Below are 19,398 nucleotides of genomic sequence, written 5' to 3' on the forward strand. Positions count from 1 at the left end.
GACGGCAGCGGAGAGGGGCATCACCATGCCGGTCGGTACCGACGACGTCGTATTCGACTTCGACCAGATCCAAAAGGGCTGCGCCAACATGGCCACCAAGCTGTCCGACATCGCGAAGGAGCTGGCCAACCTGGAGGGCTACGTCAGCGGGCTCCTCCAGAACGGCCTGGTCTTCGAGAAGGCCAGCCCGGCGATGCGGGACGCCTACGGCGAGTTCAGCCGTCAGATGAAGGACTCGGCGGCGAACATCAAGACGTTCGCGGAAACGTTCAAGAAGATCGCCGACGGGATGGCGCAGTCCGACAGCGAGCTCGCCATCGCGATCAGGAAGGCCCAGGCCGAGATGGCGGCGGGCGGGGCGAGGAAGTAGGCGGCAGCCCGAAGCCCCTCACCGCGGTGCGGTGAGGGGCCGCGGCGGCACGGCCGGGCTTGCGGGTCCCCGGCCGGGTCCGGTGGGCCCGGCCCCGGACCGGCCCCACCGGGCCCCCGGCGGGTCAGCCCTCCAGGACCGTCAGCGGGACCTGTACGGCGACCGCGCCGCCGCTCTCTCCGGCCGTCCAGCCCCGGCCCTGGCCCGGCGACATGCGGATCTGCTCACCGGAGAGCCGGGCGCCGATGATGTCGCCCTCGCCGACGCTCTTCGGGCCGAGCAGCAGCCCCCGCCGGGCCCGCCGGGCCACGCCCACCCAGCCCATGGAGTGCATGGACTCCGGCAGCCCGGACAGCAGCAGTCCCTGCATGTGGTCCCGGCCCGCCGCGGCCACCTGGCGCAGCACGGAGTCGGCGTCGGCGGCGAGCAGCAGGTCCGCGTCGTCCACGACGACGACCACCGGCTTGCCCCGGAAGGACTCCAGTGCCTCGGTGAGCGCCTCCGGCGACGGGTCGGGCTCCCGGAAGACGTGCGCGAGGTCATGGGCGGCCAGCCGCCGCAGCTGCGACTCGCGCGGCGTGATCACGATCAGCTGGGTGCCGCCCAGCAGCAGGGACACCGACATCGCGGCGAGCGCGGTGCTGCGGCCGGTGCGCGGCGGGCCGGCCACGATGAACGAACCGCCGCCGTCGCGGAAGTCGTACCCGATCGGCGCCACTTCGTCCCCGCCGACGCCCAGCAGCGCCCACAGCGGCCGCAGTTGCTGCTTCGGTACCTGGTCGACGGCCTCCTGGAAGCCGATCAGGCCGGGCATCTCGCGGATCCGGAAGGGCCTGCGCGCGGGTGCGACCGCGCTGTCCCGTGCCGTGGTCCGCCTGCCGATCGCCCGCAGGGCGTCACCCTGGTCCGGGCGGTCCTCCGAGACCGTCGGCAGCAGCCCGATCTGGGTCTCGATCCCGCCGGGCGCGTGCCAGCCGCGGCCGGGCGGGACATGGGCGGGGATCTTGTCCCGCGCCATGCCGACCAGGTGGTAGTCGCTGGGGTCGGCCTGCCGCAGCAGCAGCCGCTTGTCGTTGTGCTGGGCGACCCGGCCGCCGAGCAGGACGCGTTCGGAGGTGGCGATGACGTGGACGCCGGCCGCGACGCCCTCGCGGAGCAGCCTCACCACCTCGGCGTAGACGCGGCCGCCGTCGTAGTCGTCGATGAGCTGGCTCAGCGCGTCCCAGCCGTCGATGAACAGGACGATGTGCGCGGGGCGGCGGGCGGCCGACACCTTGGCGCGCAGTTCGGTGATGCCGGCGCAGTCGTACTGGGACAACAGCCGCTGGCGTATGGTCAGTTCGCTGATCAAGCGGGTGACCAGGCGTTCCAGCCGCTCGGTGTCATGCCGGGAGACCACGGCCCCGCAGTGCGGGAGGGCCTCCATCGCCGCCAGTCCGCTGCCGGCCGCGTCGATCCCGTACAGGTGGACGTCGTCGCTGCCGATGGCCATGGCGGTGGCGCCGGCGATGGTGCGCAGCACCTGCGTACGGCCCGAGCGCGGGGCGCCGATGACGTAGAGGTGCCCGAAGACGGACCAGTCGATCGCGCCGAGCCGCCGCTCCTGGAGCTCGGGCAGGTCGAACAGGGCGTACGGCACGAGCGGGAGGGCGCCCTCCTCGGGATCCGGTACGGGCGGCAGCTCGTCCAGCGCGATCCGGTCGTCCATCGGGGGCAGCCAGGGGCTCGGCTGCGGGGTGTAGTCGTCGAGCCGCTCGGTCGCCTCGATGAGGGCGTCGACGAGCGCCCGCAGGTCGGTCGGGAGCTCCTCGGGGGAGGGCAGGCCGGCGGATTCGCCGTCCTCGTCCGCGAATTCGGTGAACACGGGCGTCCGGCCCAGGCGTTGCCAGGTCACCTCGGAGGTGCGCACCGGCCGGACGAACCGGTCGCCGGCGTCCGCCTCCCCGGCCCCCGCACCACCGCGCTCGGCACCGACGAACGCGGTCTGGAACGGCATCGGCGCGGCCGAGCCGAGGCGGACCAGGGCGCGCCCGGGGTTGCTCGGTGAAATCCCTGCCGCTTCGGGGGCGTTGATGATGTCCTGGCTCTCGGACCGGTCGATGACGCGCAGCGCGATCCGCAGGTTGGTGTTGGCGCGGATCTCGGTGCTGACGACGCCGCCGGGCCGCTGGGTGGCGAGGAACAGGTGCAGGCCGAGCGAACGGCCGCGCTGGGCGAGGCTGATCAGCCCGGGGACGAACTCGGGCAGTTCACGGACCACGGTCGCGAACTCGTCGATGATGATGAGGAGCCGGGGCAGGGCGGGCAGCTGCGGGTTGCGGGCCCGCTTGGCCCGGTACTCCGGGTGGTCCTTGGCCTCGACCTCGTTCAGCAGGATCTCGCGGCGCCGCAGTTCGGCGTCGAGGGAGGCCAGGGCCCGGCGCACCAGGTGCCCGTCGAGGTCGGTGATCATGCCGAGGGTGTGGGGCAGCCGGTCGCATTCGCGGAAGGCGCTGCCGCCCTTGTAGTCGACCAGGACGAAGGCGAGTTCGTCCGGCCGGTTGGCGGCGGCCAGCGAGGCGATCATCGTCTGGAGCAGCTCCGACTTTCCGGAGCCGGTGGTGCCGCCGATCAGCCCGTGCGGGCCGTCGCGGACCAGGTCCAGGGTGAGCGGGCCCTCGTACCCGGAGCCGATGACGAAGCCGGCCGAGGCCGGGCGGCGGGACCAGGCCTTGACGATCGCGGCCGGGTCCGGGGGCTCGTGGCCGATCATCGGCAGCAGCCGGACGTCGTCGGGGAGCCCGGAGTCGCCGTCGACGGTGACGTCGCGGATCGGGGCCAGGGCCCGGGCCACCTCCTCGCACCAGCGCCTCTCGACCAGGTCGGCCCGTACGTCGGTCACTTCGGGCACGCCCGAGGCGCGGACGGAGAGCCGGTTGCCGTGGGTGGTGACGACGACGGTGCACTCCTCGGGGAGCAGCCGTTCGCGCTCGTCGACGCAGACGCTGAACACCCGTACCTCGGGGCCCGCGGTCAGCAGGTGGACCACGCCGGGGACGTCGCGCAGGCGGCGGGCCCCGTCGAGGACGACCATGATGTCCGGCTCCCGCTGGAGGAAGTGGCGCATCGGGGAGGCGTCGCCGTCGGAGCGGGCCTGGATCTCGCCCATCAGCTCGTTGACCCGGTGGGCGGTGGTCTCCGGGTCGTTGCCCAGGCTCACGACGGCGCCGCCGGGGCGGCCGCCCCGCAGGTGCGGCAGCCAGCGCACCCAGCTCCAGGCGTCGGCGCGCTGGTCGTCGGTGAGGACGACGATCCGCAGGTCGCGCGGGCTGTGCAGGACGGCGGCCTGGGCGACGGCCCAACAGGCGAGGCGGCGCGGCGCGGTTCCGGAACCGCTGATACCGACCACGCCGTGCAGGGCGAGCTCCACCCCGAAGGGGACGTCGGCGAGCCGCCAGTGAACCCTGCGGCGGTTGGACTCGCGGGCGCTGTCGTCGATGCGCTTGAGGGAGGCCCGGGTGAGCGTGCCCAGGCGCAGGGTGAGGTGATCGGGGTCGCGGCGGCGGCGCTGCCACAGGCCCTTGCCCGGGCCGGTCGCGGTCAGCCGCAGGGACGCCGGGTCGGGGAAGGACTCGGCGCGCAGCTCCCGTTCCTCCAGCGCGGCCTGCCGGATCTCCAGCTCCAGCCAGGCGCGGCGGACGAGGTAGACCCGGAGGTTCTCCTCGTACTGCTGGCGGCCGGTCCGGCGGGAGGTCACCCAGTTGCCGAGGCCCATCAGGGGCGTCAGGACGATGAAGACCAGGAAGTAGAGGCTGCGGAACATGAAGACCATGACGAGGCCCATGATCAGCGGCGAGATCATCATGAGGAACGGGAAGGGCCGCTTGCTGTTGTCCTCGGGCGGGCCCTGCATGGCCATGGACTCGGCGTCGAGGTGCGGGGCGATGCGCGGCGGGCGGTTGAACTCGACGCCGATGCCGTCGGCGGCCGTGTTCACGGCGGCGTCGGCCTCGAACGGCGGGCACAGGCGCAGCAGATGGTCACCGAGGGACAGGTCGGCGTACGGCGGCCACTCGACCGATCCGTCGTCGAGCTCCGGGAGCCGGCCGGCCGGCGGGAGCGGCGGTTCCTCGGGTTTGCCGTCGGGGCCGGGCGGGGCGGGTTCGGGGGTGTGGCCGCCCGGTCCGCCGTCCTCGGGTCCGGCGGGGTCCTCGGCGGTGAGCGGGGTGCCGGTGGTGGGGTCGACGGGCGGCGGCGGGGTGAGGCTGCGCAGACCGCAGGTCTCGTCCGCGTCGTCGTCGGTGGTGGGGAGCAGGATCCGTACCCGGCCGTCGGTGCCCACGGTGATCCACGTGCCGAGGGCGGGCGCCCCGCCGCCGTCGAGGCGCAGCACGCAGCCGCGGTCGGTGCCGGCCTCGTGGGCGCCCGGGCCGAGCCGCCAGACCCGGCCCGCGCCGGGCCCGCCGACATGGCGGACCTCGACCAGGACCGGGTCGGAAGCGGGCGGCCGCCAGGCCTCGGAGCCCGCGGCCGGGGGCGGTACCGGGGCTCCGAGGCCGACCACCGACCCCTCGCGCAGTCCGCTGGCCCGAACGGGGAGGTCGGGGCTGAGCGGACGGCCGTCGAGGTAGAGCTCGGTGGCGCCCAGGGCCTCCCCGAGGGCGGCGACGTTGGCGCCCTCGGGGAGGTCCAGCATGTGATCCGCGTGGTGACCGCGGACGTCGACGGTGGAGAGGGTGAGTCTCACGGAACTCCTTGCGGTGACGTCAGCGACGCGGTGACACCCCGGCCGGCCCGGCGGGCACCCCGGCATCGGGGTCGTCGTCCGGGTCGGTGTCCGGGTCGGTGTCCGGGTCGGCGGTGGGGGTGGGCTCGGGGCCGGGGTCGTTGTCGGGGTCGGGATCAGGGGTGGGGGCGGGGGCGGGGGCGTCGGAGGGGTCGGTGGCCGGTGCGGCGCCGTGGGGTCCCTCACCGTGCCGCTCGGCGACGGCCCGGGCGTCCTGCCCGGGGCCGGCCAGACCGGTCCAGCGACCCGGGTCGGAGTCGGAGCCGGCCCAGATCACGGGCACGTCGCCGTCGGCGCGAGGGTCCCCGGCGTCGGCGCTGGGGTCTCCGCCGTCGGGTCCGGCAGCACGGGGATGCCGTGCCCCGTCCGGCTGGTCCGGCCCGTCCGGTCCGTCCGGCTCGAATGGTTCCTTCGGCTCCCTCGGCTCCCTCGGCTCCTCAGGTCCCTCCGGCTCCTCCTGCCCGTCCGAGGCCGGCTCGGGGGTCGGGCCTGGCAGGGGGCCGGCGTCGGGGTCCGGGGTGGCGGACGCGTCGGGCGCGGCCGGGGCCTGCCCGGTTCCGGGGGCCGGGACGTCGCCCGGCGCAGGGTGCACGGGGCGCGGCGACGGAGCCGGCGACGGGAGCGGGGTGGCCGCCGAGGCCACCACCCCCTCGGTGGACGTGGCCGTGGCCACGGCGGACGTCTCGGCCGTGCGGGCCGGGGCCGTCGTCGGGATGCCCTCGTCCGGGTCCTGTTCCGCGGCGAGCCCGCCGAGCGGGACGTCGTCCTCCTCGAACAGGCCCCGTACCCCGTCGGTCGTCGGCGCGGGCGGGTGCACCGGCGGGATCCGCTTCAGCGTGCGGGCCACCGCCTGCGGCAGCGCGTGCGCCATCAGCAGCAACGGCGTCCCCTGCAGCGCAAGTTGGCCGTGCCCGTCGGAGTACAGGCGGCGTACGTACCCGCGTCCGGACCCCAGAACGAGGATCCGCGTCGCCGGGACCGCCTCCGGCGGCCCCGCCAGCTCCGGCGGCAGCGGGTCCGGCAGCTCCGGCGCCACCAGGAACGGCGGCGTGCCCAGCCGCGTCGGGGTGTCCTTCGCCCTCCGGTACGCCTCGCGCACCGGCTCGCCCGCGAAGTCGCGGAGCACCCCGTCCGCCACGATCACCAGTCCCGGCGGCAGCCGTACGCCCAACTGCGCGCCCAGGGCCGGCAGCAGCGCCGCGCGGGCCCGCCGGTCGCCGTCCAGCGCCAGGGTCGGCGGCCCCGACATCAGGTCCAGGAAGGCGCAGCGTCCGGCGGACCCGTCCTCCGCGCCGATCGCCACGACGACCGGCCGGCTCAGGCCCGCCTCCGGGGCGAGCGCGGAGACGGCCGCCTGGACGTCCGCCCGGAGGTTCGCCGGGCCGGATGCCGGGCCGCCGACCGCCGGGCCGCCGACCGCCGGGCCGCCGACCGCCGGGACGACCGCCGGGAGGTCCGCCCGGCGGGCCGTCCACTGGTCGGGGAGGTCCTCGTCGGCCTCCCAGGGTTCCACGGGCGACGGCACCGTTCGTCCGGCCAGCAGAACGGTGACCTCACCGTCGTCGACCAGGACGGCGTACGGACGGGCGGGCGCGGCCGCCAACCGGGCGGCGGCCAGGGCCCGTTCGGCGTCACGCCAGCTCTCCGGGTCGCCGAGCCGCCGGACCAGGATCCGCAGCACCCGGCGGTAGCGCAGCCACGCCCGCACCGGCGAGGCGAACGCGGCCGCGGTGAGGGCCAGTTCCCTCGTCAGGCGCCGCCATGCCGCCCGCCAGCCGCCCAGCTTCATGGCGAAGTGCCGGACCAGCAGGAACAGCAGGAGGGCCACGCACACGATGACCGTCCACCGGATGACCCCGTCACGGTGGTCGACGAGCCACCGGACCGGGTCGAAGGTGGTCACGCCGCCAGCTCCCGCCGCAGGGCCCGCAGGGCGTAGTGGGTACGGGACTTGACGGTCCCCGGCGAGACCCCGATCTCCCGCGCGGTCTCGTGCCCGGGGCGATCGCACAGGTGGACGCGTACGACCACCTCCCGGTGCTCGTCCGACAGCCGGGCCAGCGCCCTGCGGACCACCTGCCGGTCCACCACGCGGTCGGCGATGTCGCCGTCCGCCGGGCGGTTCAGCAGCTGTGGCGGCAGGGTGCCCACCGGCACGGCGCGGTCCCGTCGGTGCATGTCGACCGCCAGGTTGCGGGCCACCGTGTACAGCCAGGCGAGCAGTCGCTCGTCGTCACCGGCCGGGACGGCGGCCGGCGGCCGCTTCCAGGCGCGCAGGAGGGTCTCCTGGACGATGTCCTCCGCCCGGTACCGGTCCCCGTCGGTCAACCGGCTCGCGAACCTCATCAGCAGCGCCCTGTGGCGCTCGGCCGAAGGGATGTGAGGGGCGGAATCGGACGTGCCATGAGCATCAATCATCTTTGCTCCCCAACGCCCTGGATGCGGCAAACCGGATTGATGAAGAATTCCCGCTCCCGCAGAGTCAGTTCTCGGCGACACGCAGTCAAGATAGAACAGGGAAAGCGGGTTGATGCTCAGGGAAAGCTCAGATTCTCGCGAGATCAAGAAACCGGCCCGTATCGTGAGTGGTTAATCTGGCGGCACGGGCCGCCCGCGCCCCAGCTGCCGGCGGCCCCGCGAACCTCCCGCCCCGCCCACGCCCCGCTCCGCGACCACCCGACTGGAGCCACAGGACCATGACCCCGCAGCCCGGCACCCCGAAACCGCCCTCGTCCCCCTCACCGACCCCCCCTTCCTCCTCCCTTTCCTCCCCTTCCCCTTCCTCCCCCTCCTCCCCTTCCTTCGCGGAAGCGTTCCGCCGCCGCCCGGTCCGCGCCCCCCGCGGTATGACCCCCGGACGCCGGGTCTGGGCCACGCTGGGCTGGACGGCCGCGGTGACGGTCCCGCTCACCCTGACCGCGTCCCTGGCCGGCAGCGGCGGCCTGGAGTTCGGGAAAAGCAGCGAGGCGGCCGCCGTGCGCGACATCCCGCCGATGGCCACGCAGTCCCCGACTCCCGAGGCGTTCCGCGCGCCCGCGCCGTCCGCCGCCCCCGCCGAGCGGCCCGCGCCGAGCGCCACGCCGACGCCTTCGGCCACTCCGGAGGCGGAGGTGAAGACCCAGCCGCCCGCCGCTGCGCCACAGGCCGCGCCCGCGCCGCAGCAGCAGCCCCCGGCCGCGAACGGCGCGGCACCCAAGGCCGCGCCCGTCGCGCCGGCGCCGCCGGCACTCGCGCCGGACACGGCCGCGGTCGCCGTGTCCCGGCTCGCCGCGCGGGAACCCGGGCGGCACATCTGCTACCGGGCCTACGTCGAGGGGATCGGCTGGCAGAAGGCGGTGTGCGACGGCGCCACGGCCGGCACGGAGGGCCAGAGCAGAAGGATCAAGGCCCTCAACATCGCGGTGTCGGGCACGAAGGGCACGGCCGCCAACGCCTTCGTATACAAGGAGCACTGGAAGACCCCGTGGAACGGTGTGGCCGACGGCATCGACAACTACATCGGCGGCACCGCGAAGGACTATCCGTACATGCTGGGATTCGTCATCAATGTCGGTGACGGCGCAGTCTGCCAGAACGCCGCCGTCCGCGGCCACGGATGGGGCGGCCTGGCGTGCGACGAACCGCGGGGCCAGGCACCCGGCAACTACATCTTCGGCGGCACGCTCGACGACAACCTGTGGCTGGAAGCCGTACGGTTCACGGTCTGAAGTTCCGGGTGTCCACGTACGGTTCGCGATTTCCGTCATGTGACGGCTGGGAATGCCAGGATAATTTGCCGCATTTCTGTTCCGCTCGATACGACGTCGCACATTCGTGCCGGAACCGGTGAACCGAAACTCCCGCCGGGCCGTGTCGGGTCATTTCGGGTGACGATCCGGCCCGCCGTCGGCGGCGGGAAGTGGGGGACGGGGAACGGTCCACGAGATACCCCGAGCCGCTAACGCGCATTCTTTGTTTTTGTGGACGATGTCCGCTGCCGCTCCCCCGCGTGATCAAGCAGTCCGCCGTCCCATCCCGGGGAGGCCCCGTCGCATGACCTGACTCGCCCCGCAACGAATGAGCTTTAAGCTGGATCCATGAGTCCCCAGCCAGCCGTGCGACCCGGAGGCCGCAGCGCCCGGGTCCAGCAGTCGGTGCACGCGGCCGTCCGCGAGCTCCAGGCGGAACGGGGCCGCGCGGCCCTCACCATCCCCCTCGTGGCGGGGCGGGCCGGTGTGACCCCGTCGACGATCTACCGGCGCTGGGGAGGCCTCCAGGAGCTCCTCGCGGACGTCGCCGTCGAGCGGCTGCGGCCCGAGACGCCCCCGGCCGACTTCGGCGGCCTGCGCGAGGACCTGGAGCACTGGGCCGTCGCCTTCCTCGAGGAGATGTCCTCGCCGGCGGGCCGGTCGTACCTCCGCGACGCCCTCGCCGGCGACCCGGACGGCGACGGCGCCGGCCGGTGCTCCGCGTACGCCGTCGAGCAGGTGGACACCATCCTCGAACGCGCCGCGCGGCGTGGCGAGCACGCGCCCGGAACCGACATCGTGATGGACCACGTCGTGGCCCCGATGATGTACCGCGTCCTCTTCCGCCCCGGCCTCCTGGACGCCCGGTACGCCCGCGACCTGGTGGCCACGGTCTTCTACCGCCTGATGCCCCTGCCCGGCGGCCATGGGTGACGGCGGCCGCGCCGGACCGTGTGCGCGCACCCGGGCCGGTCGGTAAGGTCGAATACGCACGTTCCGCCCATACCGCCGCGGCGTCGCCCGGCGGGTCGGCCGCCCTTCGGCAGAGGAACGGATCGTATGGCAGAGCACCGCTTCCGCAACGGCTGGGCAGCCGCCGGGGCCCTGCTGGCACTCCTGCCGATGGCGCCGGACGCCGTACCGCGAAATCCCGCACCCGCGCCCCCGACCGCTACCGCACCCGTCTCCCTCACCGGCGCGGCAGCCGGATCACGCTTCGTGCCGGGCCCCTGCCCCAGGACGGCGCCCGAGCCGATCGAAGCGCTGGCCACCGCCCGGTGCGGAGTCCTGGAAGTCCCCGAGAACCGCGCCCGTCCCGGCGGCCGGACCATCCGGCTGGCCGTGGCGGTCATCCCGGCCACCTCGGCGAAGCCCGCCCAGGACCCCGTGGTGTTCATGGCGGGCGGCCCCGGTGGCGAGGTCTTCGACGACATCCCGTTCCTGGTCTCCTCCGGCCTGAACCGGGACCGCGATCTCATCGTCATGGCCCAGCGCGGCAACCGCTACGACACGCCCGACCTCGCCTGCCCGGAGCTGGACCGCTTCTCCGCCACGTCCGTGGGGCTCCCCTCCTACGCACCGCACACGCAGCGGCTCATGCTCGACGCGGTGCAGCGGTGCCGGGACCGCCTGACGGCCGGCGGAACCGACCTCGGTGCCTACAACAGCACTGAGAACGCCGCCGACTTCGCCGACCTGCGCACGGCGCTGGGCATCGCGCAGTGGAACGTCTACGGGCACTCGTACGGCAGCAACCTGGCCATGACCTACCTGCGCCTGCACCCCCGGGGGATCCGCGCGGTGGCGCTCGACTCCATCGCCCCCGGGCAGTACGTCTCCCTGCCCTTCGCCTGGTCCGGCGCCCGGGAGGGCCTCGAGAACCTCTACGCGGCCTGCGCGGCGGAGCCCCGCTGCAAGAGCCGCTACCCGGACCTGGAGCGCACCCTGAACGAGCAGGTGCGCGAGCTGGAGGCCCGGCCGCTGACCCTGAACGCCAGGCCGCCACAGGGCGGAGCCCCGGTGAAGGTCGTCCTCGACGGCGGCGCGCTGGTGAACCTGCTGGTCGCCAAGGCGATTCCGTTCGCCGACGTCCCGGCGGCGATCGACGAACTCGGGCGTGGCCGCCCGGAACGCTTCGCCCGGGCCCGCGCCGCCGGTTCCGCGCAGGTCCTCGGCCAGACCGCCCATGGTCTGACGCACTCGGTGGTGTGCGCCGAATGGGTGCCGGACCACACGGCGTCCGACGTGCTGGAGGCGGGCCGCAAGGCGTTCCCCGACTGGCCGGAGGAGGTCCTGGCCCAGGCACCCCAACTGGCCTTCCAGGAACAGGTGTGCCGCGTGTGGGACGTCCCGGACCGCACCGCCACGCAGCGGGTGGCCCCCGTCAGCACGGTGCCGACGCTCTTCATCAACGGGACGGGCGACATGAAGACCGGCGCGAGCTGGGCGCGCAGGACGGCCCGCACACTGCCCGACTCGACCACCGTCCAGGTTCCCGGCATCGGGCACTGGGTGGTCCCGCAGTCGCCCTGCGCCCAGAAGGTGCTCGCGTCCTTCCTCACCCGCCCGACCACCCCCGACACGGCGTGCGTGACGCACCTCGACTGGAAACCGTTCACGATCACCCCGAAGTGACCGGGAGAACAGATGGCACGTCGCGCACGTCCCCGCATATGAAGACTGCGCGCTGGACCGGCCGCGGCGGCGACCGCGATCCTCGTCACCGGCCTGCTCGCGGCACCCGCGAGCGCGCGGGAGGGAGACACCGGGGGCGGCGACCGGTACGGTCGCCCGCACCGTGGGCGACGCCCGCTACGAGCCGGGCCCCTGCCCGAAGACCCCGGAGCCGATCGCCGCGCTGAAGGACGCCCGCTGCGGCACGCTGACCGTGCCCGAGAACCGCGCGGGGCCGGGCGGCTCGGGCGGCCGAACGATCAGGCTCGGCGTCGTGATCGTCCCGGCCGCCGCGAGCACGCCGAAGCCCGACCCGATCGTGCGGCTCGCGGGCGGCCCCGGCGACAATGCCGTCTGGGCGGCGACGAGGGCCGTCGACGGCGGCCTGAACCGCGACCGGGACGTGATCCTCATGTCCCAGCGCGGCACCTACTCGGCCGACCCGGCGCTCACCTGCCGCACCATCGACGAGTTCGAAGCGCGCGCCGTCGGCCTCGTCTCCTACGCGCCGTCCACCGAGCGCGCGCACGTCGAAGCGACCCGGAGCTGCCGCGACCAACTGGCCGGCCGCGGCACCGACCTCGCCGCGTACAACGACATCGAGAGCGCGGCCGACCTCGCCGGCCTGCGCCGCACCCTGGGCATCCCGCCATGGAACGTGTTCGGCATCTCCTACGGCACCCACCTGGCGCTCGTCTCCATGCGCGACCATCCCGAAGGGATCCGCTCGGTCGGCCTCGACGGCATCCTGCCACCGTCCAGGGCGGGACTGGCGCTGACCTGGAGCAGCGCCCGGCAGGGCATCAACAGCCTGTTCCAGGCCTGCGCGGAGCAGCCGGCATGCAACCGCCGCTACCCGAACCTGCCCGCCACCTTCGACACACTGGTGCGCCGGCTCGACGCAGAGCCGGTCACCACCACCGTCACGCCCTCCGGCAGCCCGCACCCGGTCGAGGCCGTCCTGGACGGCGGAGCCCTCGTGAACGGGATGACCACCGCCACCCACGTCGCCCCCGGCGTCCCCCGCTCCCTCGACGAACTGGCCCACGGCAGACCGCAGCGGATCGCCGAGCAGGGGGCGGGCGCCAAGCCCGACCCGCAGACCTTCGGCCACATCTCCCACGGCCTCGAGTACGGCGTCTTCTGCGGCGAGTGGGTGCCGTACGAGACCGGGGCGGACATCGTGCGCAGCGGCCGGGAGGCGTTCCCCGCGTTCCCCCGCTCCGTACTGGCCCAGGCCCCCCAGCTCACCTTCGTCCGGCCGGACTGCGGCGTCCGGAACATCCCCGCGGTCCCGCGGTCGGTCCGGGACGTCACCCGCAGCGACATCCCCACGGCCCCGGACACCGACTGCCTCAAGGACATCGAGCCCCCGGCCTTCGAGACTGGCCCAGGCGAAACGAAGGAGAGGCGACGCAGACGGAACGGACGGTTTCGTCGCGTGCCGCCGCGGGCGCCGTGGTGGTGGCCGTACTGAGCGGTGTCGTCAACCCGCCGGCCCACGCGGCCGGCGACGACCGCGAGCGGCGCAGCACGCAGATGCTCCGGGAACTGGTGCCCTCCGCCGACGGCCCGGGCTGTTCGGCCGCGGTCGGCAGGCGCGGGGACGTCGTGTGGGAGGCGGGGCGGGGAAGGCCGACCTGGCGGCCGGGCGGGCCATCACGCCGGCGACGGTCTTCGACATCGCGTCCAACTCCAGACAGTTCACGGCCGACGCCATCCTCCTGCTGGCCGGCCGGCACCGGCTCGCACTCGACGACCCCCTGTCCGCCCACCTCGACCGGCCGCCCGCCTGGACCCGGAATGTCACGCCGGCCGACCTGATGCACCACACCAGCGGCATCCCCGACTACGAAGAGCTGCTGCACGCCAAGGGCGTCGAGCTGACGGACCCGGCCGGCCAGCAGGACGCCGTCAAGGCCATCCTCGCCACGCGGCCCGCGGACCCGTCCGGCCGGCGCTTCTCCTACTCCCACTCGAACTACGTCCTGCGGGCCCATGCCGTCGAAAGGGTCAGCGGCAAGCCGTTCGCCACGTTCGTCCAGCAGGAGTTCTTCGACCCGCTGCGTCGGCGCATGGCCTTGGCCCCGGCGGCGGACGTTCCCGGCAAGGCGAGGTCGTACGAGGAGAAGGACGGCTCCTTCACCCCCCCCGGTCCTCCCCCTGGACGCAGTACGGAGACGGGGTCACGCAGGGAGCGGTGAACGTGGGCGACGTCCTGCGTGCGCGCGGCGGCGAGGAGGGCCGGTACGGGGCCGGCATCCTCCTCCTGCCCGACCGGAGCCTGGTGCACCGGGGCGACTGGGAGGGCTTCCACAGCGCCTTCAAGGTGAGTCCGGACCGCACCACCGCGGTCGCCGTCACGTGCAACACCGAACCCCCCGACAGCCTCCGCGTGGCGAACCGCCTGCTGGACATCTGGACCAAGTGACACACGGACCCGCCTCGCCCGCCGCCCCTGGATGCCGTACTGATCCCGGTACTCGGCCAGGATCGCGTGAGCCTGGCCCCTCACTCCGTCGGCCGGCGAAGGCACGGCGCACGGACGGAGGACCATGAGGGAGTCTTCCGGGGTCGCCACCATGGCGAAGGGAAACCGGTCGAGCTCAAGACAGAGTGCGACGTCAACCGCCACGCGAATCGAACGGCCGACGCAGTGGCCGGCGTGGCGGGGAGCTGTCGGTCAAGGGTGTCGAGGTGTGCTCTACAGCCAGTCGCGCTTCTTGAAGATCACGTACAGGCTCGTGCAGACCACCGCCATCAGGAGGATGGCGAAGGGATACCCGCCCGCCCAATGGAGTTCCGGCATCACCTCGAAGTTCATGCCGTAGATGGTGCCGACCAGGGTGGGGGCGAAGAGGATGGCGGCCCACGAGGAGATCTTCTTGAAGTCGTCACCCTCACACCGCTGACCTGCGGACATTGCCTGCACGGGCTGTCCGACCTGCAACGATCCGCCTTTCCGGCCCTTTCGCAGTGCTGCCCGTTTGTGTGGTCGATTCTCCCCGGGCGCTCCCCAGCAGGCCCGCGTTCTCTCCAGATCCTCCCCAGCCGAAGCGGCCTCTGAAGACGGATTGCCGTCGGCCGGCAGTGTGCCGGCGGTCGCGGGACACGCTCGTCGGCGAGGGCTTCGCTTGCGCATCCGAAATCGTCAGAGCGGCCAACTCCCCGGCTTCCGCAACCGGTCGCTGTTCAGGGCGTTAGTCCATCGAAACGGACGGCGCAGCCTCCTCGCATGCAACTCCTCGGGCTCAAGGAGAAGACAGGTGTTCCCCACAGTCGTACCCCGGTTCTGGAGGTCGGTCGCCGTCACGGCCACCGGATTGCTCGCCGCATGCCTCCTCGCTGCGCCGCCCGCCGGAGCCGACACGGCGGGGCCGGTGTTGGGCCGGAACTTCCCCGATCCGGATGTCGTGAAGGTGGGCCGTACCTACCACGCCTACGCGACCAACGGTGAGACGGCGAACATCCAGCACGCCACGTCCACGGACCTGGTCCACTGGTCCCCGGCCGAGACGGACCCCCTGCCCCGCCTCGGGAACTGGGCGGAGCCGACGCGTTCGCTCGTGTGGGCGCCGGAGGTATTCGCCAACGGGCGTGGATTCACCATGCATTACACCGCTCGCGACCGGGCAAGCGGCAAGCAGTGCATCGGTGTCGCCCTCTCGTCCTCACCCGACGGCCCGTTCCTGCCCACCGGCGAGGGACCGCTGGTCTGCCCGGCCGAGCAGGGGGGCGCCATCGACGCCGCGAGCCACACGGAGGACGGCCGGCGGTACCTGCTCTGGAAGAACGACGGGAATTGCTGCGAGCTGGCCACCCGGATCTACCTGCAGCCCGTCTCCTGGGACGGCACCCGTACGACGGGAGAGCCCGTCGCTTTGATCGGGCAGGACCGCGAGTGGGAGGGGAAACTGGTCGAGGCCCCGACCCTCGTGCGCCGCGACGGCCGCTACGTGCTGTTCTACTCGGCCGACTTCTACGGCGACCACCACTACAAGACGAGCTACGCGGTGGCCACTCGGCTGACCGGCCCCTACGTCAAGGCGACGGCGCCGCTGATGTCCACCGAGTCTTTCGGCGGCGCGGTCCGCGGCCCCGGAGGGCAGGATGTCGTGACCGGTCCGGACGGGCAGGACCGGATCCTCTTCCACGGCTGGAGTCATGACGGCCCCGAGCGACGCTTCCTGTACGCGGCCGACCTCGGCTTCGCGGACGGCCGTCCGGTCGTCCGCGGCAGCAAGGTACTCCATCAGGCGGAGAGCGCACGGGTGCACCGGGCGGTCGTCCGTGATGCGGCAGAGGCCCTCGACGGTCGGGCGGTCGGCGGGATCGACCACCCCGACAGCTTCGTCGAGTTCTCCGTCTTCGCCGCCTCGGCGGGACCGCACACGCTGACGGTCCGTTACGGCAACGGTTCCCGGGACGGCGCCGACAGGCCAGTACCGGCCTCCCACAGCCTCACCGTCAACGGGCAGGCCCCGGCCGACGGGCGGGTGGACTATCCGTACACCGGATGGGACAACTGGCAGCAGGCGAGCGTGCCTGTCTCCTTGCGCCGGGGCTGGAACACCGTACGCCTGACCAAGGGCGATTACTACGCGGAACTCGACTCCGTCGAAGTGGCTTGATGCTGCCTCAGCTGATGCGGGTGGAGGGTCCGCGGCGGACCCTCCACAGCGTCAGCCCCACTTCTGGTGATTCGAGCCGTCGCAGGGCACGGCTCGCAGCCCCTGGTCGCTGTCGTCCAGACAGGCTCCGGCGGTCTGGCTCTTGATCTCTACCGATGCGTCAGTCAGGGGTGTGACCACCCACTTCTGTGTGGCGGCCTTGCTGCAGGACGCGCCCTGCAGCGCGGAGTCGCCGCTGTCCAGGCAGGCGCCGGTGGCGTGGTTGCGCAGTTCGCTGGTGCCGTCGGGATACGGGTGGACCGTCCACCTCTGGTAGCTCAGTCCGTTGGGCTCGAAGGAACGCAGGCCCTTGTCGAGGCTGTGGTCCAGACAGTTGCCCGTGACCCGGTTGACGAAGATCCGGCTGTAGTCGTCGAGCCGCGGTCCGGCCTTTCCGACCGCCTTGGGGGACGTCGCCTGCCGACCCGGTGCGCCTTGCCCGGGTGCGGAACCCGCCGGCCACGGACCGAACAACGCCAGAGCGCCGCCGCACAACATGCCGACGCACGCACCGCCCGCGGCCCACACCCAGCGGTGCGATACCCAGAGACCGGCCGTACGCCGCCAACGGCGCCACCGGTCCTCCGTACCGGCGGACGGCCCCGCGTCCGAGGGCGGTTTCGGCTGGCACCGGTCCGCCGCCTCCCACAGGGCGCGGTACTCAGAGGGGTCCGCGCCCAAGGCCCGGCACAGGTCGCGGACGGTCGACCACGGCGGGACCGTGCTGCCCCGCAAGTAGCGCGAGAGTGACGAATCACTGATCATCACCTCGGATTCCAGTGACCGCAGCGTGCGACCGGATCGCCGCTGCAAAGCCTTCAGCGCACTCCCCAGCTGCTGCGCCGCACTGCCGTGCGGTCCGTCGAGGCCTGCCACGTTCGCCCCCTTCCGACGGCCGCACACTGATGCTCCGCAGGCCGCTTCATGTCCCGGGATGGTCATGTCCCAGCAGGTCAGAACCTTAGGGATCCCGACATCGGTGAAGCAAACGGGACAGCCTTGCCCTGGCCGCATCGCCGCCCGCAGACTCCTTCTCGTCCGGCCCCGCAGCCCTTGCAGGCGCCGCATCGCGGCCCCGCATCTCCGGCGCGGGTGTCACCGAGGGTGACCGAACCATCCCTCCCTCCCCAGTCTCCAGGGCTTCGCAGCCTTCACCGCCACGGCCTGAACCGGCCCGTATCGGCATGGAGTCCTGACGCCCTTGCCCGGCCGCGTGGACCGGCGCCTCCATCAGCCACAAGCGAGAACACAGAAACAGGAGAATCCACATGTCCAAGAAGACCACCCGCCGTTGGGGTATGGCGGCGTTGACAGCGGTCCTGTGCGCCGGGTCCGTCGTCCTGACGGCGCCGTCCGCGCCTGCGGCTCCTTCCGTATCCGCTGCGTCCGCGGCGTGGGCGACCGCCGAGGTGGGCGGTGCCCTCGCGCCCTGGGCCGAGCAGGCCGAATCGGCCCCCGCAGTCCAGGCGGCTCCCCGTATCACCCGCGCCCAGGTGCTGGCACGGGCGAAGACCTGGCTGACCGCGAACAACGGCCGCCCCGTCCCCTACAGCCAGAACAAGCGGTGGAAGGACGGATACCGGCAGGACTGCTCCGGTTACGTCTCCATGGCGCTGGGACTGTCGAAGCCCGGCCCCAACACCGTCTCGCTGAAGAACGACGGGTTCACGCGCCGGATCGCAATGAAGAACCTGGCCCCCGGCGACCTGGTCATCAAGGCCAACAGCAACAACCCCAACAACCGCCACGTGGTCATCTTCGACGGCTGGGCCAACAACGCCCACACCGCCTACAAGTCCTACGAGCAGGCGGGCGGGGTCGGTACCCGCTGGAAGCAGCACTCCTACGGGGTGAACGGCCGCGACGGCTACCACGCCTACCGGCCCGTCAACATCGTGGGCTGATCCGTCCATCCGTCCGTCCGTCCGTCCGCGCGGGGCGGGGTGGTGCCCCGCCCCGCGCAGCCATCCGCAGAACCCCCTCCCCATCGACCGAGGAGAGAGTCATGAACACCGTTCCGACGACCACGAAGAGGCTCCGGGCAACTGTCGCGTGCGTGCTGCTCGCCGCGGGCCTGGCTACGGCCACCGCCACGCACGAGGCCGACGCGGCACCGACGAGCGCGCTCGACAGCGTCCAGAGCTTCCGCAACGATGCGACGTCGGCCTGTCTGGACGACAGCGAGCACGGGATCCGTACGTACACCTGCCTGGGCAACGACCACCAGAAGTGGAACGTCCACCGGTGGGCCGACGGCACCCGTGAACTGCGGAACATCAAGACGGGCAGGTGCCTGACCGACAGCCCCGGGGGCAAGGTCACGCCGTATCCGTGCGACAAGGCCAAGGACCAGAGCTGGATCGTGCACCGCTACCCCGACGGGGCAGTCGAGTTGAAGAACCAGCAGACCGGCCTGTGCCTGGACGACAGCCCGGCCCACCACCTCCGTACCTTCCCGTGCGGGACCCACAGCCAGAAGAGCCCGTACCAGACCTGGCGCTGAGCGGGTAGGCGGCAGCGATTCTGGCGGCGGGGGCGCCGCCGGCCAGACCAGGCCGGACACCGGCCTCGCGGCGGCCAGGATCGCGTCCGCCTGGACACGCGACCGGCGTGGAAGCGCCACCCGCGGGGCTGGAGCGGCCTCTCGAATGCGTCGGCAATCGGAAATCCGGTCGGCGTGGTGGGCCCTGGCCTACAGCCAGTCGCGCTTCTTGAAGATGACGTAGAGGCTGACGCAGACCACCGCCATCAGCAGGATCGCGAAGGGGTAGCCGCCCGCCCAGTGGAGTTCCGGCATGGTCTCGAAGTTCATGCCGTAGATGGTGCCGACCAGGGTGGGGGCGAAGAGGATGGCGGCCCAGGAGGAGATCTTCTTGAAGTCGTCACCCTCGGGTCGCTGACCTGCAGAAATCGACTGGAGAGGTGCTCTGACCTGCGGCGATCCCTCTTTCTGGCCCTTTCGCGATGCTGCTCATTGATGCGGCCGATCCTCCCCAGCCGCTCCCCAACGTGGCTCTATTCTCCCCAGATTCTCCCCAGCGGAGGTGGTCCTCGAAGGGTCAGTGCCGCTTGTCGGGACCCCGTGATTCGCGTCAAGGCAGGCTACGCGGCGTAGTAATTGCGAGGCAGGAGCGGGGCGGCCGCTTGGCGGTGCATGAGGTTGGGTGTGGCGGCCCTTCATGACGGGGTGCC

Annotated in this window: 14 protein-coding genes and 3 pseudogenes; 10 read left to right on the forward strand and 7 right to left on the reverse strand. The window is 72.7% G+C overall.

Annotated elements, in window-relative coordinates:
- Positions 1 to 25 precede the first annotated feature (25 nt).
- Positions 26 to 370: a hypothetical protein gene (locus ACIPXB_RS31135; RefSeq protein WP_401455259.1), complete on the forward strand. Its 345-nt coding sequence runs from the start codon at positions 26 to 28 to the stop codon at positions 368 to 370.
- 124 nt (positions 371 to 494) lie between these two features.
- On the opposite strand, the gene ACIPXB_RS31140 is transcribed toward ACIPXB_RS31135, so the two are convergent.
- From ACIPXB_RS31140 to ACIPXB_RS31150, 3 genes are read right to left on the reverse strand one after another with little or no spacing between them, the layout of a single operon-like run.
- Positions 495 to 5,096 (reverse strand): FtsK/SpoIIIE domain-containing protein, encoded by a 4,602-nt coding sequence (locus ACIPXB_RS31140; RefSeq protein ID WP_401455261.1) that lies wholly within the window; start codon positions 5,094 to 5,096, stop codon positions 495 to 497.
- A gap of 19 nt (positions 5,097 to 5,115) precedes the next feature.
- Positions 5,116 to 7,038: a hypothetical protein gene (locus ACIPXB_RS31145; protein WP_401455262.1), complete on the reverse strand. Its 1,923-nt coding sequence runs from the start codon at positions 7,036 to 7,038 to the stop codon at positions 5,116 to 5,118.
- Positions 7,035 to 7,553, reverse strand: coding sequence for a sigma-70 family RNA polymerase sigma factor (locus tag ACIPXB_RS31150; RefSeq protein ID WP_401455264.1), 519 nt, complete (start codon positions 7,551 to 7,553; stop codon positions 7,035 to 7,037). The genes ACIPXB_RS31145 and ACIPXB_RS31150 overlap by 4 nt, the downstream gene beginning before the upstream one ends.
- 428 nt (positions 7,554 to 7,981) lie before the next feature.
- On the opposite strand from ACIPXB_RS31150, the gene ACIPXB_RS31155 reads away from it, so the two are divergent.
- From ACIPXB_RS31155 to ACIPXB_RS31180, 6 genes are all read left to right on the forward strand, one after another.
- Positions 7,982 to 8,842 (forward strand): hypothetical protein, encoded by an 861-nt coding sequence (locus ACIPXB_RS31155; protein ID WP_401455266.1) that lies wholly within the window; start codon positions 7,982 to 7,984, stop codon positions 8,840 to 8,842.
- A gap of 369 nt (positions 8,843 to 9,211) precedes the next feature.
- Complete coding sequence (locus tag ACIPXB_RS31160) at positions 9,212 to 9,796, forward strand: TetR/AcrR family transcriptional regulator (protein WP_401455268.1); 585 nt, start codon at positions 9,212 to 9,214, stop codon at positions 9,794 to 9,796.
- Between the two features lie 126 nt (positions 9,797 to 9,922).
- The gene (locus ACIPXB_RS31165) at positions 9,923 to 11,497 is read left to right on the forward strand and encodes an alpha/beta fold hydrolase (protein ID WP_401455270.1); all 1,575 of its coding nucleotides are present in this window, start codon (positions 9,923 to 9,925) and stop codon (positions 11,495 to 11,497) included.
- A 163-nt stretch (positions 11,498 to 11,660) separates the two neighbouring features.
- On the forward strand, positions 11,661 to 13,013 hold the full coding sequence (locus ACIPXB_RS31170) for an alpha/beta fold hydrolase (RefSeq protein WP_401455272.1): 1,353 nt from the start codon (positions 11,661 to 11,663) through the stop codon (positions 13,011 to 13,013).
- A 136-nt stretch (positions 13,014 to 13,149) separates the two neighbouring features.
- Complete coding sequence (locus ACIPXB_RS31175; protein WP_401455274.1) at positions 13,150 to 13,740, forward strand: serine hydrolase domain-containing protein; 591 nt, start codon at positions 13,150 to 13,152, stop codon at positions 13,738 to 13,740.
- 2 nt (positions 13,741 to 13,742) lie between these two features.
- Positions 13,743 to 13,967, forward strand: coding sequence for a hypothetical protein (locus tag ACIPXB_RS31180; RefSeq protein WP_401455294.1), 225 nt, complete (start codon positions 13,743 to 13,745; stop codon positions 13,965 to 13,967).
- Between the two features lie 87 nt (positions 13,968 to 14,054).
- Here the strand turns inward: ACIPXB_RS31180 and ACIPXB_RS31185 are convergent.
- A pseudogene (locus tag ACIPXB_RS31185) lies at positions 14,055 to 14,162 on the reverse strand (2-phosphosulfolactate phosphatase); the annotation flags it as partial.
- A gap of 78 nt (positions 14,163 to 14,240) precedes the next feature.
- Positions 14,241 to 14,426 (reverse strand): annotated as a pseudogene (locus ACIPXB_RS31190) (CorA family divalent cation transporter); the annotation flags it as partial.
- Positions 14,427 to 14,802: 376 nt separating this feature from the next.
- Between ACIPXB_RS31190 and ACIPXB_RS31195 the strand changes: the two are divergent.
- Positions 14,803 to 16,167: a family 43 glycosylhydrolase gene (locus ACIPXB_RS31195; protein WP_401455276.1), complete on the forward strand. Its 1,365-nt coding sequence runs from the start codon at positions 14,803 to 14,805 to the stop codon at positions 16,165 to 16,167.
- Between the two features lie 51 nt (positions 16,168 to 16,218).
- Here ACIPXB_RS31195 and ACIPXB_RS31200 read toward each other — a convergent pair whose 3' ends face one another.
- The gene (locus ACIPXB_RS31200) at positions 16,219 to 17,082 is read right to left on the reverse strand and encodes an RICIN domain-containing protein (protein WP_401455277.1); all 864 of its coding nucleotides are present in this window, start codon (positions 17,080 to 17,082) and stop codon (positions 16,219 to 16,221) included.
- A 392-nt stretch (positions 17,083 to 17,474) separates the two neighbouring features.
- Between ACIPXB_RS31200 and ACIPXB_RS31205 the strand changes: the two genes are divergently transcribed.
- A complete protein-coding gene (locus ACIPXB_RS31205; RefSeq protein ID WP_401455278.1) occupies positions 17,475 to 18,110 on the forward strand; it encodes a hypothetical protein in 636 nt (211 codons plus the stop codon).
- A gap of 101 nt (positions 18,111 to 18,211) precedes the next feature.
- Positions 18,212 to 18,709, forward strand: a complete 498-nt coding sequence (locus ACIPXB_RS31210; RefSeq protein WP_401455280.1) for an RICIN domain-containing protein — start codon at positions 18,212 to 18,214, stop codon at positions 18,707 to 18,709.
- A gap of 189 nt (positions 18,710 to 18,898) precedes the next feature.
- On the opposite strand, the pseudogene ACIPXB_RS31215 reads toward ACIPXB_RS31210, so the two are convergent.
- Positions 18,899 to 19,084 (reverse strand): annotated as a pseudogene (locus ACIPXB_RS31215) (CorA family divalent cation transporter); the annotation flags it as partial.
- Positions 19,085 to 19,398 lie beyond the last annotated feature (314 nt).

It is taken from the genome of Streptomyces sp. NPDC090022 (assembly GCF_044748145.1).
In the GTDB taxonomy this organism is placed as follows: domain Bacteria; phylum Actinomycetota; class Actinomycetes; order Streptomycetales; family Streptomycetaceae; genus Streptomyces.

What these genes read in the sequence shown, in the direction of transcription:
- ACIPXB_RS31150 (WP_401455264.1), bottom strand. Translation starts at nt 7,553, where the DNA reads ATGATTGATGCTCATGGCACGTCCGATTCCGCCCCTCACATCCCTTCG.
- ACIPXB_RS31155 (WP_401455266.1), top strand. Translation starts at nt 7,982, where the DNA reads ATGACCCCCGGACGCCGGGTCTGGGCCACGCTGGGCTGGACGGCCGCG.
- ACIPXB_RS31210 (WP_401455280.1), top strand. Translation starts at nt 18,212, where the DNA reads ATGAACACCGTTCCGACGACCACGAAGAGGCTCCGGGCAACTGTCGCG.
- ACIPXB_RS31135 (WP_401455259.1), top strand. Translation starts at nt 26, where the DNA reads ATGCCGGTCGGTACCGACGACGTCGTATTCGACTTCGACCAGATCCAA.
- ACIPXB_RS31205 (WP_401455278.1), top strand. Translation starts at nt 17,475, where the DNA reads ATGTCCAAGAAGACCACCCGCCGTTGGGGTATGGCGGCGTTGACAGCG.
- ACIPXB_RS31165 (WP_401455270.1), top strand. Translation starts at nt 9,923, where the DNA reads ATGGCAGAGCACCGCTTCCGCAACGGCTGGGCAGCCGCCGGGGCCCTG.
- ACIPXB_RS31160 (WP_401455268.1), top strand. Translation starts at nt 9,212, where the DNA reads ATGAGTCCCCAGCCAGCCGTGCGACCCGGAGGCCGCAGCGCCCGGGTC.